General features: G+C 76.1%; 7 protein-coding genes and 1 pseudogene. 5 read left to right on the top strand and 3 right to left on the bottom strand.

Annotation, left to right across the window (positions count from 1 at the left end; genetic code table 11):
- A pseudogene (locus AC5FZL_RS12800) lies at window positions 1-557 on the bottom strand (hypothetical protein); the annotation flags it as partial.
- A gap of 21 nt (window positions 558-578) precedes the next feature.
- Window positions 579-2,867, bottom strand: a complete 2,289-nt coding sequence (locus AC5FZL_RS12795) for a transglycosylase domain-containing protein (protein WP_493619188.1) — start codon at window positions 2,865-2,867, stop codon at window positions 579-581.
- Window positions 2,868-3,057: 190 nt separating this feature from the next.
- Here AC5FZL_RS12795 and AC5FZL_RS12790 point away from each other — a divergent pair, with 190 nt between their 5' ends.
- The 3 genes from AC5FZL_RS12790 (at window position 3,058) to AC5FZL_RS12780 (ending at window position 6,190) form a co-directional block, all read left to right on the top strand.
- Window positions 3,058-3,753, top strand: coding sequence for a PadR family transcriptional regulator (locus AC5FZL_RS12790; RefSeq protein WP_493619186.1), 696 nt, complete (start codon window positions 3,058-3,060; stop codon window positions 3,751-3,753).
- A gap of 11 nt (window positions 3,754-3,764) precedes the next feature.
- Entirely contained in the window at window positions 3,765-4,844 is a 1,080-nt protein-coding gene (locus AC5FZL_RS12785) for an inositol-3-phosphate synthase (protein ID WP_493619184.1), read from the top strand.
- Window positions 4,845-4,969: 125 nt separating this feature from the next.
- Window positions 4,970-6,190, top strand: a complete 1,221-nt coding sequence (locus AC5FZL_RS12780; RefSeq protein WP_493619182.1) for an MFS transporter — start codon at window positions 4,970-4,972, stop codon at window positions 6,188-6,190.
- A 124-nt stretch (window positions 6,191-6,314) separates the two neighbouring features.
- Here AC5FZL_RS12780 and AC5FZL_RS12775 read toward each other — a convergent pair whose 3' ends face one another.
- Window positions 6,315-7,835 (bottom strand): CCA tRNA nucleotidyltransferase, encoded by a 1,521-nt coding sequence (locus AC5FZL_RS12775; RefSeq protein WP_493619190.1) that lies wholly within the window; start codon window positions 7,833-7,835, stop codon window positions 6,315-6,317.
- 48 nt (window positions 7,836-7,883) lie between these two features.
- Between AC5FZL_RS12775 and AC5FZL_RS12770 the strand changes: the two genes are divergently transcribed.
- Together AC5FZL_RS12770 and AC5FZL_RS12765 are read left to right on the top strand one after the other, a co-directional pair.
- The gene (locus AC5FZL_RS12770; RefSeq protein WP_493619180.1) at window positions 7,884-8,486 is read left to right on the top strand and encodes an NUDIX hydrolase; all 603 of its coding nucleotides are present in this window, start codon (window positions 7,884-7,886) and stop codon (window positions 8,484-8,486) included.
- A 56-nt stretch (window positions 8,487-8,542) separates the two neighbouring features.
- Window positions 8,543-9,669, top strand: a 1,127-nt coding sequence (locus tag AC5FZL_RS12765; RefSeq protein ID WP_493619178.1) for a DUF6049 family protein, incomplete at its 3' end; no start/stop codon positions are given.

Below are 9,669 nucleotides of genomic sequence, written 5' to 3'. Positions count from 1 at the left end.
GACGCCCCGAGGGCCGCGAGCGCGCCCGCGGCCGCGGGGCGGCGGCGGGCCCAGGCGAGCAACGAGGCCGCCACGAGGGTCGCGGCCACGAGGTCCAGGGAGACGAGGGCGCTGGTGACCAGGACCGGGGACAGGGCCAGCAGGGCGGCGGGGCCGGGGCGCCCGGCCGTGCGGGCGAGCAGCACGACGCCGACCGCGAGCACCGCGGCCACGAGCACGGCCGCGAGGTCGAAGGCCGCGAGCGGGGTGCTGGTCACCGCGGCCAGCGCCCGCAGCAGCAGCGCGGTCCCGGGCGCCTGCCCCGCGGAGCCGCCGGTGGCGACCAGCGCGGGCACGTCGCTGTAGCAGGCGTGGGTGAACTGCCCGGGCGACGCCCAGCCCGTGGCCCGGCAGTGCTGCTGGGCCAGGACGGCGAGCCCGACCGCCGCCGTCGAGCCGAGGACCAGCAGCGGCAGCTGCCCGCCGCGGCCGGGTGCCTGGTGCGCGCCGTCCGGGCCGCCGACGACCGCCGACGCCGCCCGGACGACGGGGTCCGGGCGGCGGGCGGGAGCGGTCATGAGGCGGGAGGGGTCACGCCGTCACGGCGTGCGCGCCACGGTCGGTGTGGGCGCGGGCGACTCCGGGGTCTCCAGCGGCTCGGGCAGCTGGTCCTCGTCCGGGGCGTCGTCCTCCTCGGTCGGGGTCGGGCTCGCCGTGGCCGTCGGGGTCGGGGTGGGGGTCGCCGTCCGGGTCGGCTGGGAGGTCGGCTCGGACGTCGGCTCCTGCGTCGCGGTGGCCGTCTCGGTCGGCGTCGCCGTGGCGGTGGGCCGGGTCTTCTTGGGCTTCGGGAAGGGGATGACCTCGGCGTCGACGTCGTCCAGGGCCTTGACCATGAACGAGGTCCAGATCTTCGTGGGGATGCCGCCGCCGGTGATCGAGCGCTCGCCGCCGAAGGGCGGGATGGGCAGCTCGGCCCAGGTGTCCTCGTCCTGGGGGTCGAAGGCGTCGGGGTCGTAGTCCGGGTTCGGGTTGAACATCACCGCCACCGTGGTCAGCTGCGGGGTGAAGCCCGCGAACCACGCGGCCCGGGCGTTCTGGGTGGTGCCCGTCTTGCCGGCCGCCGGCCGGTCGAGGGCGCGGGCGTTGCGGGCGGCGGAGCCGGAGGTGACCACGCCCTGCATCGCCTGCGTGGCCTGGTCCATCACCGCGGGGTCGATGACCTGCTGGCCGGTGGTGTCGGTCTGGTAGACGACGTCCTCGCCGCGGCTCACGGAGGTGACGAAGTGCGCCTCGCGGTGGGTGCCCCGGGCCGCGAAGGTGGCGTAGGCCTCCGCCATGTCGAGCGGGTGGACGGTGGCGGTGCCGAGGACGTTGGACAGCACCGGCTCGACGTCGGGGATGCCGACCTCGGCGGCGACCTCGGAGGTCCGCTGCGGGGTCACCTCCTCGTTGAGCGCCACGTACACGGTGTTCACCGAGTTCTCGGTCGCCTCGAGCAGGTCGATGGTGCCGAACTGCTCGCCCCGGCCGCTGCCGAAGTTCTTGACCTCGTAGTCGTCGCCGAAGGTCTGGGGGCTGCGGCCGTCGAAGGTGTCGTAGAGCGAGAAGCCGTCCTCCAGCGCCGCGATGAGGGTCAGCGGCTTGAAGGTGGAGCCGGCCTGCGCCACCGCCTGGGTGACGGAGTTCACGCCCACCGTGAGGGAGTCCGGGCCGCCGTACATGGCCACCACCCCTCCGGTGGCCGGGTCGATCGACACGAGGCCGCCGCGCACGGAGGCGGGCCGGTCCTCGGTCGGGAACGCCTTCGGGTCCTCCATCGTCTCGACGGCGGCCTGCTGCAGGCGCGGGTCGAAGGTGGTGACGATCTTCAGGCCCTGGGTGGCGACCTGGTCCTCGTCGAGGCCGGTCGTGCGGACCACCTCGTCCTCGACGGCGTGCAGGAGGTAGCCGTTGGGGCCGGCGTACTGCTGGCCGTTGTCCTGGGCGACCGTGGCGGGCATCTGCGGCTGGGCCGCCGCCTCCTCGGCCGTGAGGTACCCCATCTGCACCATGGAGTCGAGGACGTACTCGTAGCGCTCCTGGGCGCGCTCGGGGTTCTTGGCGGGGTCCCACGCCGAGGGCGAGGGGAAGATGCCGACGAGCAGCGCGGCCTGCTGCACCGTGAGCTGGGAGATGTCGTCCAGGCCGAAGTACGCCTTGGCCGCCGTCGCGGGGCCGTACGCGCCGCGGCCGAAGTAGATGGTGTTGAGGTAGTTCGAGAGGATCTCGTCCTTGGTCATGCGCTGGTCGAGCTTGAGCGCGACCACGGCCTCCTTGGCCTTGCGCGTGTAGCTCTTCTCCGCGGAGAGGTAGTAGTTCTTCACGTACTGCTGGGTGATCGTCGAGCCGCCGCCGAGGTCGCTGTTGCCCGTCAGCACGCCCTTGACCGCGCGACCGAGCCCGCTGACCGACACGCCGCGGTTCTCGTAGAAGGTGCGGTCCTCGGAGGAGACGGCGGCCTGCTTGAGCACCTCGGGGATCTGGTCGGCCTCGAGCGGCTCGCGGTCGACGTCGGAGGCGAACGTGCCCAGCTCCGTGGTGCCGTCGGCGTAGTAGACCGTCGTGGTCGCGGCGCGCGCGGCGGCGTTGCCCGCGGTCGGGATGTCGATCAGCGCGTAGGCGGTCGCCGCGGCGCCGATGACGAGCACGCCGACGAGGGCGGCCAGCCCGAGCAGGCCCTTCCAGGTCGGGACGAGGCGGCGCCAGCCGCGGCGGCGCCTGTCGGGACGGCGAGCGGTGGCCCGCGAGGGCGTGCGGCCGGACGGCGGACGGCCGGACGACGACGAGCGCGCCGGCGGGCGGGGACGGCCTGCGGCGGCGCGCCGGTTCTGGGCGGGAGGACGAGCCACCAGTGGGTTCCCTCGGTCAGACGGTGACGGCGTCCCCAGTATGCGTCGCCTCCCTGGGCGTCCGGGGCCGTACGCGCAGCCTCCGGGCGCGGCGCGCTTGCCCGGGCACGGAGCGGCGGCTACCGTCCCGATGTATCGAACCGATACATCGGGGAGGTCGGGTGCAGCACGGGAGAGCGAGGTGGACGTCGTGGCGAAGCGCTCGGACGCCCTGACCATCGCCGTCCTCGGGCTGCTCCACGAGTCCCCGCTGCACGGCTACGAGCTGCGCAAGCGGCTCGACGTCCTCATCGGTGCGCTGCGCCGCCGGATCTCCTTCGGCAGCCTCTACCCGGCCCTGCGCGACCTGCAGGCCCGGGGGCTCATCTCGCAGTCGGACGCCGCCGCCGCCCTCCCGTCGCTGGCCGGGCGGAGGGGGCGGGTGGTCTACCAGCTCACCGAGGCGGGGGCAGCCGAACTGCGTGAGCTGCTCGCGACGTCCAGCCCCGCGGCGTGGGAGGACGAGCAGTTCGACGTCCACTTCGTGTTCTTCGCCCGCACCGACCCCGAGACGCGCCTGCGCATCCTCGAGGGCCGGCGCACGCGGATGCAGGAGCGGCTCGAGCGCGCCCGGCAGTCGCTGGCGCGCACCGCCGAGCGGCGGGACAGCTACACCACCGAGCTCCAGCGCCACGCCCTGGAGTCGGTGGAGCGCGAGGTCCGCTGGCTCGACGGCCTCATCGAGCGCGAGCGCAGCGACCGCGCCCGCCGCCCGGCGGGACCGGTCGCGCCCCTCGCGGCCCCCCCGCTCGCAGACCCGGGACCGGCCGCCAGCACCACGGCCGCGCCCGACAGCACCACCAGCACGACCAGCGGGCCGACCGGCCGGCTGTCGACCAACCAGTGAGGAGAGCTCGGATGGGTTCCGTCCGCGTCGCCATCGTGGGCGTCGGCAACTGCGCCGCGTCCCTCGTCCAGGGCGTGCACTACTACGCCGACGCCGCGCCGGGCACGCAGGTCCCCGGCCTGATGCACGTGCAGTTCGGCGAGTACCACGTCAAGGACGTCGAGTTCGTCGCCGCCTTCGACGTCGACGCCAAGAAGGTCGGCTTCGACCTGTCCGAGGCGATCGGCGCCAGCGAGAACAACACCATCAAGATCGCCGACGTGCCTCCGCTGGGCGTGCCGGTGCAGCGCGGCCACACCCTCGACGGGCTCGGGAAGTACTACCTCGAGACGATCGAGCAGTCCGACGCCGAGCCGGTCGACGTCGTGGCCGCCCTGCGCGAGGCCCGCGCCGACGTCCTCGTCTGCTACCTGCCCGTGGGCTCCGAGGACGCCGCGAAGTTCTACGCGCAGTGCGCGATCGACGCCGGGGTCGCATTCGTCAACGCGCTGCCGGTCTTCATCGCCTCCGACCCGGAGTGGGCGCAGAAGTTCACCGACGCCGGCGTGCCGATCGTCGGTGACGACATCAAGTCCCAGATCGGCGCCACGATCACGCACCGCGCCCTCATGCGGCTGTTCGAGGACCGCGGCGTCATCGTCGACCGGACCTACCAGCTCAACGTCGGCGGCAACATGGACTTCAAGAACATGCTCGAGCGCGACCGGCTGGAGTCCAAGAAGATCTCCAAGACGCAGGCCGTCACGAGCAACGTCGACCACGACCTGGGCAAGCGCAACGTCCACATCGGTCCGAGCGACTACGTGCAGTGGCTGGACGACCGCAAGTGGGCCTACGTGCGCATGGAGGCCCGCAACTTCGGCGACGTGCCGCTGAACATGGAGTACAAGCTCGAGGTCTGGGACTCCCCCAACTCGGCCGGCGTCATCATCGACGCCGTCCGCAGCGCCAAGATCGCCAAGGACCGCGGCATCGGCGGCCCGATCACCTCCGCCTCGGCGTACTTCATGAAGTCCCCGCCGATCCAGAAGCGCGACGACGAGGCCAAGGACGACGTCGAGCTCTTCATCCGCGGTGAGGTCGAGCGCTGACGCGACCTCCTGCCCCGGACGGCCCGGCCCCCCTCGGGGAGCCGGGCCGTCCGGCGTCCGCCCGCGGGTCCTCCGCGCCGTCCAGCGCGCCGTCCAGCGCGGGGCTGCGCGAGGGCGTCCGCGCGGTGCTGCGCGCGCCCGCCGCCCGCCGCCTCGTCGGCGTCCGCCTGCTCGGCCAGGGCGCGGACGGGGTGCTGCAGGCGGCGCTGGCCTCCCTGGTGCTGCTCTCCCCCGAGCGCGCCGCGACGCCGGCCGCGGTGGCCGCCGGCTCGGCGGTGCTGCTCCTGCCCTTCACGCTGGTCGGCCCGTGGGCGGGGGGGCTCGTGGACCGCCTCCCCCGCCACCGGGTGCTCGTCGGCGCGAGCGCCCTGCGCGCCGTGCTCGCCGCGGCCACCGCGGCGGCCGTGCTCGCCGGGCCCGGGCCGGTGGTGGCGGTGCTCGCCCTGGCCTACCTCTCGGTGAACCGGCTGCTGCTCGCCGCGCTGTCGGCCTCCCTGCCGCGGGTCGTGGCCGTGCGCGACCTCGTGGCCGCCAACGCGGTGGTGCCCACCGCGGGCAGCGCCGCGGCCTTCGCCGGCGGAGCCCTCGCGCTCGCGGCGCGGCCGCTGCTGGGGCGCGGGGACGCCGGCGACGCGCGCCTCCTGCTCGCCGCAGCACTCGGGTGCGCCCTGGCGGGGCTCGTGGCCCGCGGGTTCGCGGCCGGCGCGCTGGGCCCGGACGCCGCGCAGGTGGCGCGCACGCCGCGGCACCCCGCGGCCGACCTGGCGGGCGCCCTCGCCCACCTGCGCGAGCGTCCCCCCGCGGCGCGGGCCCTGGCACTCGTCGCGCTGCACCGGCTCGGCTACGGCGTCCTGCTCGTGACGACGCTGCTCCTCGCCCGCAACCGCCTCGCCACCGACCTCGCCGGGGCCACGGCGCTGGTCGGCGCGGTGCTCGCGACCTCCGGAGCCGGCTTCGCGCTGGCGGCGGCCACCACGCCGGCCGGCGTGCAGCGCTGGGGGCGGGTCCGGTGGGCGTGCGCGTGCTGCGCGCTGGCGGCCCTGACGCCGCTGGCCGTGCTCGCGGCCCCGAGCGGCGGCGTCCTCGTGGCCGCCGCCGGCGTCCTCGGCGCGGCGGCGCAGGGCGTCAAGGTGGCCGTGGACACCATCGTGCAGACGGGCGTCGACGACGCGCACCGCGGGCGCGTGTTCGTGCTCTACGACGTGCTGTTCAACGCGTCGCTCGTGGCCGCCGCGGGCCTCGCTGCGCTCGTGCTGCCGGACGACGGCTGGTCACCGCCCCTCCTCGTGGCGCTGGCGCTGTGGTGGCTGGCGCTGGCGGCGGGCTACCGCCGGGCCGCGCGCTGACGGCGAGCGTGGTTCCCCGTGGAACCACGCCCCGGCACTGACCGCACTTCCCGGCAGGAGTGCGGGTCGGGAGCCCCTCCGGAGCGCACTTCCCGGCAGAAGTGCGGAGAGAGGGGTCGGCGCGTCAGGAGGGCTGCTGGGTCCCGGGCTGCTGGGTCTCCGGCTGCTGGGACTCCGGCTGCTGGGCCCACCAGTGCAGCAGCTCGGCGCGGGCCGCCTCGGGCCCGATGAGGCCGGCGTCCAGGCGCACCTGGAGCAGGTGCTGGTAGGCCCGCCCCACGACCGGGCCGGGGCGGACGCCGAGCACCTCCATGATCTGCGCGCCGTCGAGCTCGGGCCGCACGGCGGCGAGCTCCTCCTGCTCGGCGAGCCGCGCGATCCGGGCCTCGAGGTCGTCGTACGCCGCCGACAGCCGCGCGGCCTTGCGGGCGTTGCGCGTGGTGGAGTCGGAGCGGGTCAGGCGGTGCAGGCGCTGCAGCAGCGGCCCGGCGTCGGTGACGTAGCGGCGCACGGCGGAGTCGGTCCACTCCCCCTCGCCGTAGCCGTGGAAGCGCAGGTGCAGCTCCACGAGCCGGGCGACCGCCCTGGTCGTCTCCTTGTCGAAGCGCAGCGCCTTCATGCGCTTCGCCGCCAGCTTCGCCCCGACCACCTCGTGGTGGTGGAAGCTCACGCCGCCCCCGGCCTCGAACCGGCGCGTCGCGGGCTTGCCGACGTCGTGCAGCAGCGCGGCCAGGCGCAGCACGAGGTCGGGCTCGTCCTCCAGCGCGACCGCCTGCTCCAGCACGGTGAGGGTGTGCTCGTAGACGTCCTTGTGCCGGTGGTGCTCGTCGATCTCCAGCCGCAGGGCCGGCAGCTCGGGCAGCACGCGGTCGGCCAGGCCGGTGTCGACGAGCAGGCGCAGGCCGGCGACCGGGGCGGCCCCCAGCAGGAGCTTCTCCAGCTCGGTGCGCACCCGCTCGGCGGAGACGATCTCGATCCGGTCGGCCATGGCCGTCGCGGCCGCCACCACCTCGGCCGTGGGCGTGAAGCGCAGCTGGGAGGTGAAGCGGGCCGCCCGCATCATCCGCAGCGGGTCGTCGTCGAAGGACTGCTCGGGCGCCACCGGGGTGCGCAGCACGCCCGCCGCGAGGTCTGCCAGGCCGCCGAAGGGGTCGACGAAGACGAGCTCCGGCAGCCTCAGCGCCATCGCGTTGACCGTGAAGTCCCGGCGGGAGAGGTCGCCCTCGAGGGCGTCCCCGAAGACCACCTCGGGCTTGCGCGAGGAGGGGTCGTAGCGGTCGGCCCGGTAGGTGGTCACCTCGACGACGACCTCACCGCGCTTGGCGCCGATCGTGCCGAACTCGCGGCCGACGTCCCAGTGCGCGTCGGCCCACCCCTTGAGCAGGGCCAGCGTCTCGTCCGGCCGCGCGCTGGTCGTGAAGTCCAGGTCGAACGTGGACGCCGCCCCCAGGCGCCCCAGCAGCGCGTCGCGCACCGGGCCCCCGACCAGCGACAGCTCGTGCCCGGCGGCGGCGAAGCGCCGGCCCAGCTCGGCGGCCACCGGCGCCACCCGGGTCAGCTCGGCGACCGCGCGCCGCTGCGCCGCGGCCACGCGGGCCGCCAGGGCCGGCTCGTCGGCGGGCTGGCGGGAGGGGTCGGGACGCACGGGCACGAGGTCCAAGGGTGCCAGACGGGGCGTCGTTACAGTTCTGCCATGCCCCCTGGCGAGCGCGAGCACCGCCCCCGCCCGGGGTCCCCCAGCGCCGCTGCGCCCGCCCCGGGCTCGCGGCGGTCGACCTCCCGCACGCCCGCGCGCCCCGGCGCGAGCACGAACGGAGGCACCGGCGGGCGCTCCACCGGGCGCCCCCCGGTGCGCACGGTGGAGGAGACCTCCGCGGGCGGCCTGGTGGTCGACCGCTCCGGCGGCGTCCCGCGCGCGGCGCTCATCGCCCGCCTGAACCGCGCCGGCCGGCTGGAGTGGTGCCTGCCCAAGGGACACCTGGAGGGGGTGGAGACGCCCGAGGAGGCCGCCGTCCGCGAGATCAGCGAGGAGACCGGCATCGTGGGACGGGTCCTGGAGCCCCTCGGCACGATCGACTACTGGTTCTCCGTCGAGGGCCGGCGCATCCACAAGACCGTCCACCACTACCTGCTCGAGGCCACCGGCGGCGAGCTCAGCGTCGAGGGCGACCCGGACGCCGAGGCCGTCGAGGCGGCGTGGGTGCCCGTCGAGGAGCTGCCGAGCCGCCTGTCCTTCTCCAACGAGCGCCGGATCGCCCGCGCGGCGCACGAGATCCTCGCCGGACCCGCCGCGTGAGGCGGCTGGGTCGGGTCCGAGCCCTGCTCTGCGCAGGCGCGCTGCTGGCGGGGGGCGTGCTGCCCGCGGCCGCCGCCACCGCCACGACCGCCACCGCCACGACGACGGCGGCCGCCGCGGTCCCCGGCGCCGCGGCCGCGCCCACCCCGGACCAGGCGCCGGCCGAGGCCGACGACGGCGTCCAGCTCGAGCTCGAGGCCCTGACGCCCGGGGCGGTGGGGCCCGCGGACCAGGTGCGGGTCGCCGTCCGGGTGGAGAACAGCACCGGCTCCGCCCTCGGCGCCGCGCAGGTGCGGGTCTTCGTCGACTCCCCCGTCCTGGCCGACCGCGCCGCGGTCCAGGAGTGGGCGGACGGCGACGGCACCCAGGGCGGGAACCGGTTCGTGGCCGGTGCGGAGGTGCCCGTGCCGGCCCCCCTCGCGGCGGGGGCCAGCGCGAGCGTCGAGGTGCTCATCCCCGCCGCGGCCCTCGAGCTGGGCGACCAGTGGGGGCCGCGCGGGGTGACCGTCGACCTGTGGGACCCCGCGGCCGGGGTGCGCCTCGACGCCGTCCGCACGTTCCTCGTGTGGCTGCCCGCCGGAGCGCCCGCGCAGACCACCGGCCTGACCGTGCTCGCCCCGGTCTCCGGCGGGGCGCCGGAGCTGGTGGGCGGCGACCTGCCCGCCGCCCGGATGGCGGAGCTGACCGCCGACGGCGGGCGCCTCGACCGGGTGCTGGGCGCCGCGGCCGGCCCCGGGGTGGCGCTCGTGGTCGACCCGGCCGTCGTGGGCCCCTGGTCGGGCGCCGCGGCGGCGGGGGCGGACGACTCCTGGCTGGCGCGGCTGGGCGACCAGGCCAGCGCCCAGGAGACCGTGGCGCTGCCACAGGCCGACCCCGACGTCGCGGCGCTCGCCGCGGCCGGCGCCGCGGACCTGTACCGGCTCGCCCTCGCCCAGGGGCGCACCGGGGTGCAGTCCTCCCTGGGCGCCCCGGCGCGCAGCGACGTCGCGTGGCCCGCCAGCGGCGGCGCCGACGGCGGCGTGCTCGACCTGCTGCAGGAGACCACCCCGGGCACGGCCGTGGTGCTCGACGCCGCGTCGGTCCCCGGGGCGGCGGAGGCCGGCGGCGGGGGCACGGCTCCGGTGCGCGTCGACCTGGCCGGGAGCGGGCCGCGACCGGCCACGCCGGCCGTGCTCGTCGACGC

It is taken from the genome of Quadrisphaera sp. DVD1, from assembly GCF_058932755.1.
This window is presented reverse-complemented; position numbering and strand designations above follow the sequence as displayed.